The organism is Rhodococcus sp. 05-2254-2 (assembly GCF_002259095.1).
GTDB lineage: Bacteria > Actinomycetota > Actinomycetes > Mycobacteriales > Mycobacteriaceae > Rhodococcoides.
This window is the reverse complement of the sequence record NZ_NOZJ01000021.1, coordinates 554,379-570,737: the sequence shown is the minus strand read 5'-3', so window position 1 is coordinate 570,737 and position 16,359 is coordinate 554,379. Positions and strand designations below refer to the sequence as shown.

The following is a 16,359-nucleotide window of genomic DNA, read 5'->3' as shown; positions in this document are numbered from 1 at the left end:
GCGAAAGGTCCGAGAAGGGGAGGCACTACCGAAGAGCGCACCGACAGGGAACTGTTCATTGCCGAGACCGAAGAGATACGAGCCCGTCAAGCTCTCGAGCCCTCCGACCAGCGCCCTGCCGCCCGATCCAGACAGCTGCGTCAATCGAAGACGAAAACGCCCTTGCCGATTTCACGTCGATCGAACAGCCGGTATGCACGTTCAGCTTCCGAAATCCGGAACTCGTCTGTGAACAGTGCCTCGATGTCGAGGCCACGCTCCGCCACGAACGCTGCGCACTCCTCTTGGAGGTTCTTGCTGAACGTGAGCGACCCCACGATCGTCTTGTGAAGGTGAATCAGTTCGTCACTGCTTATCTCCAAAGGTCCGAATACACCTACCATGCACGCAGTCCCCCACTGCCGAATAGACAGGACTGCCTGTTGTCGCACGGTCGCGTTGGCGCTGCACTCGATCGACTTGTCTGCACCTTCGCCGTCGCTGGTCAGCGCACGAACGGCGTCCACCGCGTCCACTTCGGCGGAATTGACGGCGAAATCGGCACCGAACCGCTTCGCCATCTCGAGTCGTGCAGGATCGATATCCACAGCAATGACGCGAGCACCGAATGCTTTGGCCAGCAGTGTCGCACTCAACCCGACCGGACCCTGACCGAAGATCGCGACCGTGTCGGTAGCGTTCAAATCGATCCTTTTGATTGCCGCGAATGCGGTACCCGTTCCGCACGAGATTGCAGCTCCGGTCTTGAACGACAACGATTCGGGCAGTTTGATCAGCGTGTGCGCAGGGACCTTCATGAAGTCAGCATGTCCGCCGTCACCGTTGAGACCCCCGTACACGATGCGGCCGTTCGGGCAGTACTGCGTCCAGCCCGAGCGGCAATACCGACATGCGCGGCACCCGTCGTAGTGATGCACCATGACACGATCCCCCACCTGTGCCTCGGTGGGTCGAACCGCATTTCCTACCGACTCGACAACGCCGCTCGGCTCATGACCTTCGATCACCTGTGCGTCAGCGGGCCGCTGCGGGCTGTGCAAGTGATGCAGGTCGCTACCGCACATACCGGAGGCCTTGACCCGAATTACCACTTCGTCCGGACCTGGCACTGGATCCGGTAGGCGACGAACCTCGATCTTGTTCTCGCCCAAAAAAACTACAGCATCCATTTCGTGGCTCCCCTGTGTGGTTTACGGTTCAGTGGCCGGTTCGCGTGCGTACGACCGACACGTCGGTATCCTTTGCCGGCCCAGAGTCGGCTTCTTGACCATCGCCGGACCGAGCCTCCTCGGCTATCTGGCTGAGAGCCTCTCGAGAAGTGTCGACGCGGGCAACGGCGTACATCAGGGTCGCGATCACATACAAGCCAGAAAGAGCCAGGATCACCCCGACGATTCCGAAGTGGGAGTACAACCAAAGAACGATGAACGGGGAGAAGATCAACCCCACACGACCGACGGTCTGAGTCAATCCGCCGCCCCGAAAACGGAAAGCGGTCGGAAAGAACTCAGGCACTGTGCCCAGACACATCGTCAAGAACGATGCAGCCATCGCGACCAGGATGAATCCGATGACAACGATCAGCGCAGGCTGCTGCATGAAGGGATAGATACCGGCGAAAATCGCAGCTAGCGTTCCGAATATCACGATGCTGTTTCGACGACCGATGCGGTCCGCGATCAGAACACACAGCAACGGCCCCACGACATACCCGGACATGATCGCAGCGTTGAAGCCTAGTGATCGAGACACGGTAAGCCCCTGTTCGACGAAGAACGTGGGCATCCAACCCGTGATTACGTTGGAACCGAACAGGCAAATGACAGTGAGGAACAACGCCATTGCCGTCCTCGCGACCACTGGTCGGGAGAACAACACCGTGATCGGCACCCACTCCGCCTTCTCGCTGACCGGGGTCGACGCAGCATCGGAGCTCGACGATGAGTCGGTCAGGGTCTTCGGGGTGCCGTTCTGCTTTTCGATCTCCTGCATGACCGCTTCGGCTTCCTCGTACCGCCCGCGTGACTCCAACCACCGCGGCGACTCCGGCATCGAACGGCGTAGCCACCACGCAACGAGCGCACCGACGCCCCCGATCACGAACATCGCGCGCCACGAGAATGTGGGAATTACCAACCAACCCAAGACAGCGGACACTGTCACCCCCAGTCCGCCGAAGAAACCGAGGATTCCCAAATACCGACCACGACGAGCACGCGGAATGAATTCGGTGATCATGCCGTAGCAGATGACGTATTCGGCACCCATTCCTATACTCATGAGGAAGCGCAGGGCTATGAGAATTTCCATGTTGGGTGCCAATGCGGCGCACAACGCCAACACCGCGAACAGCCCCAGGTTGAACTGAAATGCGAAGCCTCGGCCGACACGGTCACTGAGCCAACCCGCAAACGCTGCTCCGATTGCCAGTCCCGCGAACGTGAACGACAAAAACAGAGAATTCAGTTGCAGCGTCGAAAATCCGGTCGGCAGCATCGAGGCAAGCACTGCAGCCGAAAGCTTGTTGTCGAACGCATCCCAGAACATTCCGAGCCCGACCAGAATGATCATGCGTCGATGAAACTTTCCCATCGGTAGGTTGTCGAGGCGTCTGCCCGCATCCATGCGCGTACTCACTGCCCCGCTCCCCTCAGCACCGGGTCGGTACCGAGACCGAGGAGCCACGCGCCTCGCATGGCTTGATCGACCGGACATGTTCGAAATTGGGTTTCCACAGCAACATACCTTTGGTTGGTGTTTCTATTTGTCGGGCGCAAACCGATCGCCGGGTGTTCCTCGCCAACTCGTTCAGCAGCACCATCCCGCCGACCGAATCCTGTTGCAAAGAGCACCATCGATCGAGAACCTGCAATCTTCCGCGATTCGTTCCTGATCGAACTCCGCTGCAGACGGGTTCGCTGCACAGCACGACCTACGACTACAACCTCTCCGCCGATACGCTCGGCAGAAACCGGCGCGATGTCACACCTGGTCGCGTGCAATGTCATGGTCCTTGATGTTGTACGAATCACTCTGGGCTCGTTGACCATTAAGTCGTCACAGCTCGCTCATGTCCAATACCGAAAGCCGATTTGACATATAGATCAGAGCGATGATTAGCGGTGAACTACTGGTTGAGTGAGGTACCGAACGCAGCGGATGCGCTTCACATCCTCTAATTTCAGGGGGTCATAGCCGCTGATTCGATGGATCTGTCGTATCGACTGCCGACCGAACACAGGGCTCGGCCGGCGATCACCCACACGCGATTCAGCCACTTCCGAGTAAAGAAGCGCGGATTTGCGAGCAGGCGTGCCGACCGGGTCCGCGCCCGACTTCTCGATCACCGGACGATTCACCCGAAGGCAACAGCTTCATTGCGAGGCTAATGCCGCACGTCCGTCTCGCACACGGTGGCATCGACATTGCTCGCTCGGCTGCATAGTGCATCCAGTCGCCATACTCGAGCGAGAACTCCTGCCGGACGTTCCATTGGAATACCGTCGAATTAGGCGTGGATGTACCCGCGTGGCGCCAAGCAAGAAGGATTGCCCCGAAAGATGTTCAGCTGCTGAGCTTTCGAGTTTCGACTGCTGCTATTCGAGAGGCTGCAGCACCGACGCCACTGCAGGACTCAGCGGGTGAGGGTGCCAAGGGTCGCGACGGCGAATGCCTGGGCGGCGTGATCCCACTGCCCCAGCAAACCGAGCAGGTTCTCCCCGTCCGAACGATACGACGGCAACTCACGTTCCAGAACCTCCAGAACGCCAGTTCGCAGCTCCGTGTTGAAGTTGATTTTGCCAACGTTCATCGTTGTCGCCCTGACCAGATCGTCTGCGGGGATTCCCGACGCCCCGTGCAAGACGAGTGGTATCGAGGTGCGAGAAGCGACGTTGCGTAGAACGTCCCATCTCAACTGTGGATCGCCGCTGTATCGGCCGTGAACGTTGCCCACTGCAACGGCGAGTAGCTGAGCACCGGTCCGATCCACGAAGTCCGCGACCAACTCCGGATCAGTGAGTCGGGCATCGGACGCCTCGGTGCCGGACGCGACGTGAGCACGGTCCTCGTCGCCGGCAAGACCACCCAACTCTGCCTCCATCACGATGTTGGGGCCGATGAGCTCGCGTGCCGCTCGAACCAACGCGATGTTGTCCTCGTACGCCAGCGAAGAACCGTCTACAAGAACGGAATCGGCTCCCGCCGCCACGGCGGAGGCGATCATCTCCAAGTCTCCTGCGTGGTCCAACTGTATTGCGACAGGAACGCGTGCTCCGTCTGCGAGACCTCGAAGCGCCGTTATCAGCCGGCGACCGTGCTCGGTCGCTGCCGATTTGGGGGCGACCAACAACGTCGTTCCGCAGCCGGAGGCCTCCGCAGCCGCAACAACGGCGAGCGCCGTCGTGAAGTCGTAACAGGTGAAGGCCGGCACAGCCGACCCGTGCGTCAGGCTTGTGGAAACCAGACTATCGAGTCGCGTACGCATCAGAGGATGCCTTCCCAAGTCTCGGCAATCGAACCCGGTTGTAGACCGACCCGTAATTTCGATCCGCGATACGTGCTCACGCTTGCCCCCCGACTTCTTGGTGGAACTTGCTACTCAGCTTTCGAGTGACATCGACCAGTGACAGATCGTCGCCGACGTTGCCGGGGAAGACGACGTACGGGATACCCCGGCCAGGCCCCTCGGCTGGCTCCCACAACGAGACAATGCCGGGCAGCATCGGCCCACGAACGATCGCGTGGCGGATCTCCATCCCGTGTGCAGCAACGTCGGAAGATGTAATGCCTCCCTTGGCGATGACAAATCGAGGTGGAAAGGCTTCGAGGGTCCGCTTCACCACAGCAACCACCGCCGCCGAGACGGTACGAGCGATTTCCAAACTCGACGACGCGTCGTCGGTCTTGACGAGCGATCGGCAGGTGTGGACGATGACATCGCTGCCGTGCAGGCCATCGACAACATCGGCGACGATAGCGTCCACATAAGGGTTGTCGAGCGATTGGCGACCGGCAAGCAGTAGTTGCTCGACATCGATTTCGATGACACGAGCCGAGCCATGAGCCGCTGTGAGGGCGTTGAGCTGACGTGTGGTGATAGCGACATGCGAGCCCACCACGATCAATCCGCCAGCGTCGGCGGAAGTGTTGCCCGCGTATACATCGTCCGAGACCAGTGCGGAACGAATCTCTTGGCCGATGCGGGCACGGACGAACGGCGGACCGACTCGGTAGAGCAACTTCTTTCCGCGGCGTTCGGCTTCCAGCAGTCCCAACGCCAGCGCTCGAAGGTCGTTCTCGGTGACGACGTCTGCGACGATCGGAGTCGAATTCGTTGCAGGCTCGATTGCATCGGCGATAGCTTTGGCCGAGATGAGTGGGTCCTGCGCTGCCGCACCCGCTCGAATCACATTCAAATCCAGAACGATCACGGACTGTGCGGGAAGTCGACCGTCCGACTTCTCTTCGATGTACTCGGGCAACGACGAGTGGACGAAGCCGAAGCTGGCATCGTTGGCGAACTCCGTCTCCCCTACGGGAATCAGTTTTCCGGTCTCGGTACCCGTAGCGCGCATGTAATGAACTCCACCGATGGTTATCCGCCCTGCGTCGGGAAACGCGGGTACCACCACAACGCCATCGGTGCCATCACCGGTTACTGCGGCCACGGTGGCGGCGATGACGTCGGGCTCGAGCGGAAAATGTCCACGCAGGGTCGAATCACCCCGACTGACGAACGACAGAGTCAAGTCTCCGCCGACGGTGGCCGCTGCTGTCAGCGCGTTTCGTACCGCCTCCTCGTTCCGAGCAGCGGCCTCAGCCGGGCTCAGGCTGCGAGTGTTGGTCAGTACGTAGACGGCGGGCTTGGTTCCCTCGTCTCGAATGCGGTTGAAGGCCCAGTCGAAATCACTCGGTTCCCAGCTAGTGAGTACCGGTACGTCCCACACGGACTGAGTACCTGTGGGGTCATCGTCAAGAACGACCAACACGCGAGCACTATCGCCGTCGTGCGCAATGTTCTCCGACACTGTCGAGGCCGAAATAGCTACCTCGTCGGGAAAAGCTGACAACACTTCATGTTCGAGCAACACTGCGCACCCCATTGTGACGGTTAGTTCGGTTTCCAGACAGACCAACTGGAATCTGTCAGACGGCCAATTGAGAGACACGTTGAGCCAGGTAGCCAACACCCATCCGCGGACTGGACAACACCGTAACGCCGGTCTTCTCCTGCAATACCTCGGCGAGGCGGTTCATGGAAGCTTGCGCCAGGACGATCAAGTCGACCTTCTCGGCGAGGTTCGTCGCCTGCTCGATGATCAGCGCGTCGTGCTTTTCGCGGTCTCCCGCCATCAGAACCGCGAAAGCGCCTTCGCACAACCGCTGCTCGATCTCCACATCGCGGCCGATCTCGACTGCCTTCTTTTCGATCAGATCGGAGGTAGGGCCCAGAGTGGTCGGCACCGTTGCCAGCACGCCGATCCGTCGACCGTCGCTGGCTGCTTGCAATGCCATTGCCTCGTCGATCTTGACTACGGGCGTCCCGACGTTCTGAGCAGCAACGTCCAAAGCCGGGCCGAGCGAAGAGCACGCGGAAAAAATGATGTCGGCACCAGCGGCCTCTGCAGCCTGGGCAAGACGCGTCATTCGCACTTCACTGCTCGGCGAAATTCCCTGTTCACGAACAACTGTGGCCAGAACATCGGAGTCCACGAAATGCATCACCTCTGCACCGGGGATCAACTCGGCGATCAAGTCGTTGATCACAGGCTCGACGGAGACGAAAACGAAACTCGTATGAAGAATTGCAATCTTTTTGGTCACGATATCCTCTTTCTTGGTGGCACCTGATTCTGAATCAGCGCGAAGTGGGCGAACAGTTCGTGGGACGACCAGCCCTATACACAGGTCGCGAGCCCAACACCGTGTCGCCCTCGAGCAGCGGGCCGGCCGTGACCTCGCCAGAAGCGAGATCGGACCGACGGTCGACGCTTTTGCGAAACGACAGGTCCGCGGATACGGGCGACTGTATGGGTGCAGTCCGACCGATGTTCAAGCGCGATGCCACGATTCCCTTCGCCTTGGACGTCTGGTAGGTCCACCACCATTAACAGGCATCGACTATTCGATGTCCAATATCGGTTTGTGATCAGCCGTATAGCCTGCCACTATCGACTCGTGCTCTGTATCACCACACGGGTTCAGTAGGACGGCCGCGCGCGATTGCTCAATTCCCTCGCGTACAACATGTTTGACGATCGACGTAGAGTGTAGTCGACCGCCGGGGCACGGCGCGGTCCCCGATTAGCCTCACCGACGAGTATTCGACGCCCAGAGCAAGGATCGAAATTGGCATCGGCATTACGAGAACGAAATTGGACCATCCGTCTGCTTATCCTCGCCCTATCGGCTTCCATTGCAGTAAGCATCATCTATCTTCCACAGGCGCTCCTGACCGCCATGGCGGAGTCGTTCGGTGTCTCACCGTTGGTCACCGGTGCAGTGGCAACCGCGGTCCAACTCGGATATGCGATCGGAATATTCCTGTTCGTTCCACTTGCCGACCGAGCACATCCGCGTCGACACATTACGATTCAGTCGGCTGCGCTGGGAGTGGCACTGGCAGTTTGCGCCCTGATGCCCAACGTCATTGCGCTCGCGGTCAGCTTCTTCGCGGTTGGGCTGGTGGCAAATATTGCGCAGGTCCTCATTCCGGTGGTCGGTAAATTGGCTCCGGGTGACAGACGATCCAGGGCGACCGGGACCATGGTCGGCGCTCTTCTGGTCGGGGTCTTCGGAGGCCGAATCATCGCCGGCCTGCTGGTCGAATGGATCGGATGGAGGCTCGTCGTCGCCGGTTTCGCTGCGACAATCCTCTGCACCATTCCGCTGACTCGGCGAATTCTGGAGGTGCAGTGGGTAACTCCAGCGCCGGGCAAAAAGTATCGCACGCTTCTGGCAGACACTTTGAGGCTCACCACGCGCAGCCCCGAACTCATCGGGTCCTCGTGCATACAGTTTTTCGCGTTCGCGACGTTCAACATGTTCTGGACTGTCAGCGTGATACACCTGACCTCGGAGACCCACGGCTGGTCTATTGCATCCGCGGGACTATTCGGACTGGTCGGGCTCTCAGCGGTTGTCTTCACCCCGCTGTTCGGTCCAATCATCGACCGATTCGGATCTCTTGCAGTGATCGGAGTGAGCCTACCGATCCTGTTGTGCGCGTGCATATCTGTCGCATTCGACTCCAATCACATCGCACTGTTTGCGGTGTCGCTGTTCGTCGTGACAGCCTGCAACCAATCGCTGCAAGCGGCGAACCAGACGAGGGTGCTCTCTGCAAACGAACAGTACGAAGCGCGCGCCAACACCATGTTCATGGTCGCCGTCTTCGCGGGCGGTTCGACGGGCGCTGTCCTCGCACCTCTTGCGTACGGGCTCGGCCGCATGCCTGCCGTCGCGGTGATCGCAGCGATACTCATCGTGCTCGATATCGCAGTGTGGTCCGCGGTCCGCGCGCGTCACAAGCGACGCACCGCGGGCCCATCGAGCGATCTGGAGCTGGTCGACGAGTCGACCAGCTCCAGATAGTCCAATACAATTGGCAGGCAGCTGATTTCAGTGGAAGGACCGGCCACCATCGGTCGCTAGCGCTGAGCCTGTGACGTATGACGACTCCGAGCTGGTCAAAAAGAGAATCGACCGAGCAATTTCGATCGGCTCAGCCAATCGGCCCAGCGCATAGTTCCCAACGTTGTTTCGGTGTCCATCCGCCATCGCGGTGTCCACCATCCCGGGGCACACACTGTTGACTCGCACTGTCGGTGCAAGCTCGGCGGCAAGAACGCGGGTCAGGTTCAACACTCCGCCCTTGGAGGCGGCGTATGCGGTGTATCCGGGAGCATTGGGTAGCAAACCTTGCGCTGACGCGATGTTCACAATCGTCGCGGCCTCCTCCTTCTGCAGCCAGGGGATACAACTACGCAGAACTATGTACGCACCGGTCAAATTGACCTCCAGCACGTGCCGCCAGTCACCCGCTGTGACATCGGATGCCAAGCCGCGAAACATAATTCCAGCGGCATTGACTACACCGTCGATGCCGCCCAGCGCAGTGGCCGCCCGATCGACTACGTCCGTGACCGCCTCCTCGTCCGTGATGTCGACTGCGTAACCGGTTCCGCCGGTGAGTTCGGCAGACTGCAGTACGCCATGTTCGTCACGATCCAGTAGCGCGAGCGAAGCGCCCTCACTAGCGAAGAGCTGGGCAGCCGATTTTCCGATCCCCGACGCCGCGCCGGTCACAACAATTCTGCGCCCGAGCAGTCGTTGCCCAGGCGTCGTCAGATGAGCTTCCATGGTTTCCGAAGGCGTCATGATGCCGCGTCTCTCTCTTTCGTATTCCGATCTCAACGATCAACAATCCGACTCAGCGCATCACGAAAGCATTGGATGGTGCACCGTCGTCGGTGGAGATAACAATGCTTTTGGTATCGAGATATCCGTCCACGGCTTCGATTCCGTGTTCGCGACCCAAACCGGACTGTTTGGTACCGCCGAATGGAACCATGTAGCTGTACGTACGGTAGGTGTTCACCCACACGGTGCCGACGTCGAGGGCCTTCGACATTCGTAGCGCGCGCCCGACGTTTTCGGTCCACACGCCAGCCACGAGGCCATACGCCACGTCGTTACCGAGGGCGATCGCGTGCTTCTCGTCCTCGAATTCGATGATCGAAAGGATGGGGCCGAACACCTCCTCCTGCGCGATCCGCATGTCGTTGGTGACGTCTGTGTAGATTGTCGGCTCGATGAACTGACCACCGGTCAGATCCGAGCCACTGGCCGGCTTTCCGCCGAGAAGGCAACGAGCTCCTTCGGCGTTTGCAATGTCGATGTAGTCCAGTACTTTTCGATATTGCGGTGGCGTAGCGATGGGGCCGACATTGGTCAGTGGATCGTTCGGATCGCCGAGTCGGATGCTGCGGGCAATCTCCACCAACTTTTCGGTGAACGCGTCCTTGATGGAACTGTGGACGAGCAACCTCGACCCGGCGGAACACATCTGGCCCGAAGCACCGAAAATCCCCGACACCACTCCTGTCGCAGCCTTGTCCAGATCCGCATCCTCGAACACGATGTTCGGTGATTTTCCGCCCAGTTCGAGCGACACGCGCTTCATCGTGCGGGCGGCGCTCTCGTACACCTGCGCCCCGGTCGTATCGGACCCGGTAAAGGTAATCTTCGCGACATCGGGATGTTCCACGAGCGCCGAGCCGACGTCCGGGCCGAGTCCTGTCACGACATTGAACACACCGGCAGGGAACCCGGCCTGCCTGGTCAGCTCGGCGAATTCCAATGTACTGGCAGAAGCGAATTCCGACGGCTTCACGATCACGGTGCACCCGGCGGCCAGAGCCGGTGCACACTTGACCGCCGCGAACCACAGCGGCGAATTCCACGCAGTGAGAGCTGCGACAACCCCGATCGGCTCTCGGTACGTGAAAGCAACCGAATCGGACTTCTCTATGGGAATTGTCGATCCCTGAATTTTGTCAGCAAACCCGGCGTAGTAGTACCAAACCTCAGCAAGCGACGCCAACTGTCCGTTGACTTCAGCGACAAGCTTTCCGTTGTCACGAACCTCGACGGCTGCCAAGTGATCGGCGTTCGCGAGGACGAGATCACCCAACCGGTGCATGATCTTCCCGCGCGCCGATGCCGACATCGACGACCACGGTCCATCGGTCATCGCGCGGCGCGCTGCCGATACCGTCCGTGTGACATCGTTCTGATTACCGAGAGGGATCTGTGCCCACGCTTCACCTCGATAAGGATCGACGGTGTCGGTCCATGTCCCTCCGTCGGGGTCGACCCAATCTCCGTCGACGAACAGCTGATACTTCTTCATAGTCGGTTCCCTTCGTGCGGTTTGTCATGCGAGAAATGCCCATGCGAGTTCGATCACGGCGCAGGTCGAGCTCCGGCTGCACCGTGCACTGTGGCGGCAACTCCGTCGGTCGTGTATTCGGCCAGCTCGATGTGACGGCCCTCGTCGAGATTGGACACCGCGTATACGGATCCGACAATCACTGCCAAGGTGAACACCATCACCAAGCTTGTGCCACCTACGGCGGCGAGAGCTGCTGCAACGAATGGTGCCGGGGCCGAGAAGATCAGGTTGGCGAACGTATGCGACATGGCAGCGCCTGAGAAGCGCACCTCGGTCGGAAACTGCTCCGCGAACAGTGCAGGCTGAGCGCCGCTGAGGAATTGAATGGAACACAAGACCAAGGTCACTATCAAGCCTGTGACGAGTGCGTTCGCGCTGGCAAGGGTGAAGAAGAGCAAGATTCCGGCGAAGCAGCTTGCAAGTCCGATGTAGAAGACTTTTCTACGTCCGACGCGGTCACACACCCATCCACCGGCGATCGAGAAGAGGATGGATACGCCGTTGGCAATCATCAGGATCACGAACGCCGTCTGCGAGGACATCCCCGTCTCACTCGGAAGGTAGCTCAGCCCGTACACCGCGATCAAGTAGAAACTGAGTGACGAGCCGCCCCAGGCCAGAGTCAGCATGAACACCTTGCGGGGGTGCGTCTTCAAGACCGACAGTCCGGCACTGCGGGACTTCTCGATCTTTTGCTCGACAGCACTGTTGACGACGAACGCCGGGGTTTCCTCGAGCTTCGTTCGAATGAAGACGGCTACGACGACGATAAGGATGCTGCCGAGGAACGGCACCCGCCAACCCCACGACTCGAATTGCTCCTGGCTGAGTGTTGCACTGAGAACGACCAAGGCGAGGTTCGCGAGTACCTGACTGACCGGTGAGCCAACGATGATGAACGAGCCCAGTAGTCCTCGCCGGCTCTTGTCGCCGTGCTCCATTGTCATGAGTTGGTTTCCGATGGCTTCGCCGCCCAACGAAAATCCTTGAACGAACCTGAGACCCACGAGCACAGCGGCAATACCGAACCCCTGTCCCGTCGGCAAGAAACCGATCAGGATCGACGAGCCGCCCATGAGAATCAGCGTGGCGAACAAAACGGGCTTACGCCCATGTCGATCACCGAGATGGCCGAATACCACCGCACCTACCGGTCGTGCGACGAACCCGACGCCGAACGTCGCGAACGACGCCAGGAGCGCACCAGTGGACCCCAGACTGTGGAAGAACAGGACCGGGAACAGTGTTGCGGCGAGAGCGCCGTACACGGCAAAATCGAAATACTCCAGAGCAGACCCCAGCGTGCCACTCACGACGGCGCGAGTCTCCATCGTTCTGGGATGCGTACGCGCGGCCGGGATAGGAACCGCCGACTCCGGTTGACTACCTGTGGTCACTTCATTCTCCGAATCTCTCCATTGAGTCGCCAGGCGGTCGCTGCGGGTGGACCGGGGCCTGAACGTCCCGATGCGGAATAGCTGATCAATTTTTGGGTATCGATGTTGCTTCGATCACAACTCCCCTGATCCCATTAACCCCTGTCCGTAGACCCACGTCCAATACCGACATCCGAACACCCAGATAGCCGCTTCCTATTGCTCGCGTATCTTCGCGATGCTTCTTGACCCGACGTTTCATATATGAAACTATTCGGAAATCACGACGACTACCGCGAAAGTTGGGCTAGGGAATTGAGCGCAGAAGCACAGGATCAGAAGTACCGAGCGCCCGCGCTGGCGAAGGGTCTCGACATTCTCGAGCTTCTCGCTTCAACCGAAGACGGTCTTGCTCAGGCCGAAATCGGTAAGCAACTGGGAAGAACGACATCTGAGATCTTCCGAGTTCTGATGGTGCTGCGCGAGCGAGATTACGTCCAGGTCGATGAAGCCGACCGATACCGACTGACGACAAAGTTGTTCGAGATGGCGCACCGCACCCCTACCATTCAGCGTCTCACTGCAATTGCAGGGAGCGAGATGCAAAAGCTTGCCAACCGTATCGGCCAGAGCATTCACCTCTGCATCCTTCATTCTGGTCAATTACTCGTCGTCGCTCAGGTCGATTGCCCCGATACCAACGTGCACACCGTTCGGCTGGGCGCGCTCATTCCGATCGATAATTCCGCATCCGGCCGGGTACTTGCCTCGCAAATGGATCCCGGCGACCTCGACATTTTACTTACCCTTGCCGGGCCCGGTAACAATGACCAACGCACCAGGTTTCTAGCAGATCTCGCCCAGGTACGGGCAGCAGGCTATTGTCAAGGAAGATCCCTTACGATCGAAGGTATCACCAACATTTCTGCACCTGTCTTCGACTTCACCGGCAATGCCGTGGCTGCGATGACCACCCCGTTCATACACCGACTGACGGGAACCGGAAATGTAGATCCAGACCATGCTCGGTCGTTGTTGGTACAGACTTGCGAAAGCCTTTCCCGCAGAATGGGAGCTGGAGCAAGTTGGAAACACTGACCTTGAATCGGATACCGGTTCAACTCAATCGACTCAGCTCCGCTGCGCCTTTTCGATCCGGTTACTACGCGAGGGGTCTCGCTGCGGAACCTTGACGAAAAGCAATAGAATGAAGGCCAAAGATAGTGCAACCAACGGGACGCTCATTCCGACGATGATGTCGCCGGGGGTCGCTATCTTACCGATGAGGAACGGTCCGAAAAACCCGCCTGCGGAGGCGAGCGAGTTGATCACTGCAATACCGACAACGGCCTGGCGCTTGGTCAGAACCTCGCTGATCAAGGCCCAATAGGTCGGAATGTTCCCGATGACGCCGCATGCAAGCAGTATCAATCCGATCATCCCCAGCAGCGGCGAGTCTCGGAAGACACCCGTTGTGACAAGACCTACTATCGCAGTGGCAAAGCAGAGCAGAACAATCGGCTTTCGTCGACCGCTGATATCGGCGTACCGAACCAAGAGCAACATCACGATGGCACCGCAGACGTACGGAATAGCTCCGTAAATTCCGATGCTGGTGGGTGAATATTGCGGATTCAGCTGGGACACAACCTGCGGGAGGAAGAACGTCATGCCGTACGTGGCAACTCCGGCAAGGGCATTGATGAGTCCGAGGTAGAGAACCTTGCGATTCTTCAGTGTCTTGAGCTCGCTTGAGTGCTCCTGATCGTCGTCCGGCATTGCCGCGTACTCGTCCGCAATCGAAGTCTCCAGCCAATTTTTCTCATCGGCGTCGAGCCACTTCGCTTTGTTCGGACGGTCCGCCAACGTCAGCAAGATCCACACTCCGAGCAGGACTGGGGGCAAACCTTGCAGGATGAAGATCCAGCGCCATGAGCTGAGCCCGAACCATTCGACGTGATCGAGAATTAGCCCACCGCTGAGGCTACCGACGATGAGGGCGAACGGCATTGCAAGTGCCATCACACCTATCGCGCGGCCGCGATCGTTGTTGAGGAACCAAAACGTCAAAAACAGAATTAACCCCGGGAACAACCCCGCTTCAGCGATGCCGAGCAAAATTCGTGCTACGTACAGTTGGGTAACGGAGTGTACGAATCCGGTTGCAACAGTGACCAAGCCCCAGGTAATTGCGATACGCGCCAGCCATACCCTCGCACCGACCCGAGCAAGGATGATATTGCTCGGAACTTCCAAGAGCACGTAAGCGAGAAAGAAAATTGCCGCGATTGCACCGTAGGTTGCCACATCGATGCCGAGCTCACTACCCATCGTGAGTTGGGCATAGCTGATCGATGAACGATCCATATAGTTGAACGCATACAGCAGAAAGACAATCGGTAGGATCGTCCTGCGTACTTTTCTGACAACGGCCTTGCCGTCGACCGGCGAACTTACCGGCTGGGGATTTGTAGTCACCGCGCTACCTCCATCTTGATTGGACCAGAATGGTTTGAACAGGAAGTTCGGAAATCAATACTTCTACGACAACGAGCGCTCAGCGAACGAGCTCGATGATTTCGGTCAGGTTGTTGCACTCCTCCAACCCCCAGAGCAGGGTCGTCACGCGGTCGATGTCATCCGTCGGTAATGGCCGAATAGACACACGTGCACAGTCATCGAACTTCTTGGCCAGCTCTTCTACAGTCATCGGTCGCTCCGGCGTGCCAGGAACATCGGAACCCCGGCGGGTAAAGATCTGTCCGTTACGAAGTTGCACCTCAACTTTGCCATCCGGCAATTTCAGATCCCAGTTGAGTTCGGCATCCTGTACCGGAACCACCTTGCTCGCCACCGAAAGGACTTCAGCATCTTTCAAAGTGTCAATAGAGAAGTCGGACAGAAGCATCGATCCCTTCACCAGTGCTACTGCGACTGTGAACGGTAGCGAGAACTTAGCGTCCATCATGGTTTGAGGTGCTTGTCGAGCGTGGAGTGGGAGAGCCATCCGTTCTGCGAAATTGCCCACGTACACTCTGACCTCGGCGATGTCGGCAGCGTCGAAGGGATTTTCGCGTACCAGCTCGATTGCGGCATGAATGTATGTGTGCGCGTTTCCGACCGCTGGCCAGTACTTGTACGTCATGCCTTCGCTCAGGTAGTCCACACCCAGGCCCGCAAGCATTTTCGCACGGTCGAAATTGCCACCGAAGTAGACATTGAAAATTCCGGCCTCCCCCTCGAAGAGGTTCTGCATTCCATGCATACCCTTCCCTGCCAGGAGAGTTGCATTCACACAGCTTTGAGCAATGAATCCCGCGTACAGACCACGGACATCGCTACCGACACCGAATATCTGCTCCATGGTGCCGCCCGCGGTGAGGCTCGAGATGCCCAACGAGTGGGCTATTTGCTCTGCGGTCAGCCCCATCAAGGAGCCACAGGCGGCAGTGCCCGAGTACGTCCCGACGACACTCGACAGATTCCAGTCCATGTTCCATCCGACATTGCAACGGAGCCGGATGAACAACTCTTGCCCGATCGCCACCGCAGTGATGAGGTCCTTGCCGGTCACGGAGCCCTTGCGTTCGGCCAGAGCGAGGAGAGCCGGCACAAGTGAGCTGTCCGGGTGCGCACCCCACGGAGTCTGACTGTCGTAGTCGAGACCGTGTGCGAGAGTGCCGTTCGCGAAGGCCGCGGCCGCGGCGGGGACGCGGCCACCGAAGCCGAGGATGCTTGCTTCTTCCTTACCACCCGCATCGGTGACAAGCTCGACGATCGGTCTGACAGCGGGCTCCATTCCACTTGCGCCCAGAATTACTCCAATTGTGTCGAGAATGCTCTTCTTGGCGGCCTCGACCGCGCCAAGCGGCAAGTCCACATATCGGGTGTTTGCAGCGAACTCTGCAAGGTCCTGAGAGAGGTCACGATTCGTCATCGTCAGTTTTCTCCAATTGAGTGATTGGTGTTTTCGGGTTATCGGGGTGGCCGTTTCGGCGGCAATGCAGATCTCGAAACAGCAGACCG

12 protein-coding genes are annotated in these 16,359 nt (G+C 58.8%); 2 read left to right on the top strand and 10 right to left on the bottom strand.

What is annotated here, in order from left to right; genetic code table 11:
- Window positions 1–140 precede the first annotated feature (140 nt).
- The 5 genes from CH283_RS25540 to CH283_RS25515 all read right to left on the bottom strand — a co-directional run bounded on the left by CH283_RS25540 (window position 141) and on the right by CH283_RS25515 (window position 6,825).
- Window positions 141–1,169 carry a zinc-dependent alcohol dehydrogenase family protein gene (locus tag CH283_RS25540; protein ID WP_094639638.1) on the bottom strand — a complete coding sequence of 343 codons (1,029 nt, stop codon included), beginning with the start codon at window positions 1,167–1,169 and terminating at the stop codon, window positions 141–143.
- 28 nt (window positions 1,170–1,197) lie between these two features.
- Entirely contained in the window at window positions 1,198–2,637 is a 1,440-nt protein-coding gene (locus CH283_RS25535) for an MFS transporter (protein ID WP_094639637.1), read from the bottom strand.
- Window positions 2,638–3,634: 997 nt separating this feature from the next.
- Window positions 3,635–4,486 carry a class II fructose-bisphosphate aldolase gene (locus CH283_RS25525; RefSeq protein WP_094639635.1) on the bottom strand — a complete coding sequence of 284 codons (852 nt, stop codon included), beginning with the start codon at window positions 4,484–4,486 and terminating at the stop codon, window positions 3,635–3,637.
- A 76-nt stretch (window positions 4,487–4,562) separates the two neighbouring features.
- A complete protein-coding gene (locus CH283_RS25520; protein ID WP_217901139.1) occupies window positions 4,563–6,104 on the bottom strand; it encodes a four-carbon acid sugar kinase family protein in 1,542 nt (513 codons plus the stop codon).
- 43 nt (window positions 6,105–6,147) lie between these two features.
- Window positions 6,148–6,825, bottom strand: coding sequence for an aspartate/glutamate racemase family protein (locus CH283_RS25515; protein ID WP_094639633.1), 678 nt, complete (start codon window positions 6,823–6,825; stop codon window positions 6,148–6,150).
- A gap of 525 nt (window positions 6,826–7,350) precedes the next feature.
- Here CH283_RS25515 and CH283_RS25510 point away from each other — a divergent pair.
- The gene (locus tag CH283_RS25510; protein ID WP_094639632.1) at window positions 7,351–8,595 is read left to right on the top strand and encodes an MFS transporter; all 1,245 of its coding nucleotides are present in this window, start codon (window positions 7,351–7,353) and stop codon (window positions 8,593–8,595) included.
- A 27-nt stretch (window positions 8,596–8,622) separates the two neighbouring features.
- On the opposite strand, the gene CH283_RS25505 is transcribed toward CH283_RS25510, so the two are convergent.
- Genes CH283_RS25505 through CH283_RS25495 form a run of 3 tightly spaced genes read right to left on the bottom strand, consistent with a single transcriptional unit; the run spans window position 8,623 to window position 12,270 of the window.
- Complete coding sequence (locus tag CH283_RS25505) at window positions 8,623–9,381, bottom strand: SDR family NAD(P)-dependent oxidoreductase (RefSeq protein ID WP_217901138.1); 759 nt, start codon at window positions 9,379–9,381, stop codon at window positions 8,623–8,625.
- Window positions 9,382–9,433: 52 nt separating this feature from the next.
- A complete protein-coding gene (locus CH283_RS25500; RefSeq protein WP_094639630.1) occupies window positions 9,434–10,915 on the bottom strand; it encodes an aldehyde dehydrogenase in 1,482 nt (493 codons plus the stop codon).
- A gap of 53 nt (window positions 10,916–10,968) precedes the next feature.
- Window positions 10,969–12,270, bottom strand: a complete 1,302-nt coding sequence (locus CH283_RS25495) for an MFS transporter (protein WP_176460559.1) — start codon at window positions 12,268–12,270, stop codon at window positions 10,969–10,971.
- 327 nt (window positions 12,271–12,597) lie between these two features.
- Between CH283_RS25495 and CH283_RS25490 the strand changes: the two genes are divergently transcribed.
- Window positions 12,598–13,431, top strand: coding sequence for an IclR family transcriptional regulator (locus CH283_RS25490; protein ID WP_094639628.1), 834 nt, complete (start codon window positions 12,598–12,600; stop codon window positions 13,429–13,431).
- 33 nt (window positions 13,432–13,464) lie between these two features.
- Here CH283_RS25490 and CH283_RS25485 read toward each other — a convergent pair whose 3' ends face one another.
- Together CH283_RS25485 and CH283_RS25480 are read right to left on the bottom strand one after the other, a co-directional pair.
- Window positions 13,465–14,811, bottom strand: coding sequence for an MFS transporter (locus CH283_RS25485; protein WP_255183335.1), 1,347 nt, complete (start codon window positions 14,809–14,811; stop codon window positions 13,465–13,467).
- 79 nt (window positions 14,812–14,890) lie between these two features.
- Window positions 14,891–16,270, bottom strand: coding sequence for an MmgE/PrpD family protein (locus tag CH283_RS25480; protein WP_037189052.1), 1,380 nt, complete (start codon window positions 16,268–16,270; stop codon window positions 14,891–14,893).
- Between the last annotated feature and the right edge of the window lie 89 nt (window positions 16,271–16,359).